The sequence below is a fragment of the Streptococcus sp. HMSC064D12 genome (assembly GCF_001837205.1).
GTDB classification, from domain to species: domain Bacteria; phylum Bacillota; class Bacilli; order Lactobacillales; family Streptococcaceae; genus Streptococcus; species Streptococcus salivarius_D.
The window spans coordinates 39,713-40,551 of record NZ_KV831766.1 but is presented as its reverse complement, the minus strand read 5'-3'; the positions used below and the strand labels follow the sequence as shown (position 1 = coordinate 40,551).

General features: G+C 39.8%; 1 pseudogene. It reads left to right on the top strand.

The window, feature by feature from the left end:
• A pseudogene (locus tag HMPREF2697_RS09240) lies at window positions 1–839 on the top strand (GBS Bsp-like repeat-containing protein); the annotation flags it as partial.

Genomic DNA, 839 nt, shown 5'->3' with positions numbered 1-839 from the left:
AAGTATTTTACATTGATGCTAGAGGTCAAAAACGCTTTGTTCAAAAAGCTTTTGTAGAACGAAATGATCCATCTAAACCTACAGGTGTTATTTCTATTACAAATAATAAAGATTCAGGAACTTTTGATGTAGTCATCAGTGATGTCTATAGTCCTAAGGGTGTGCGTACAGTTCAGGTTCCAATCTGGTCTGAGGTTGATGGCCAAGATGATATTCGCTGGTATGAAGCCACACGTCAAACAGATGGCAATTATAAGGTTACTGTCCAAGTGGCTAACCATAAATACTCTACAGGTATTTATAATGTTCATCTTTACTATATCCAAAACGATGGTTCACAAATCGGTGTGGGAGGCACACAAACAAATGTTACTTTGTCAGAACCTAAAGCCGACCTTGCTATCACTGGTCTCAACAATGCTACTGGTAGCTATGATGTAGTCATTTCAAACTTGGTTGCGCCACGAGGTTTTAAAGAAGTCCTAGTTCCAACCTGGTCAGAAAAGAACGGCCAAGATGATATCATCTGGTACAAGGCAGCTAAGCAAGCTAATGGAGACTATAAGGTAACCGTTCGTTCAAGCAACCATAAGGGTGATAGTGGTCTGTATAATTCTCATGTCTATTTGGTTGACAATGACGGTAAATTCATTGGCCTAGGTGGTAAATCAGTAACTCTGAAAAGAGCTTGACCTTGGCTATCCAAAGTCGTGTGAAAGCTAAATTAGAAGCAGAAGGTTATCAAGTTGTGACCACACGTACCAGTGATACCTATGTTGATTTGACAGATCGTTCACGTGCAGCTAATGCCTCTGAATCAGATATCTTCGTAAGTATTC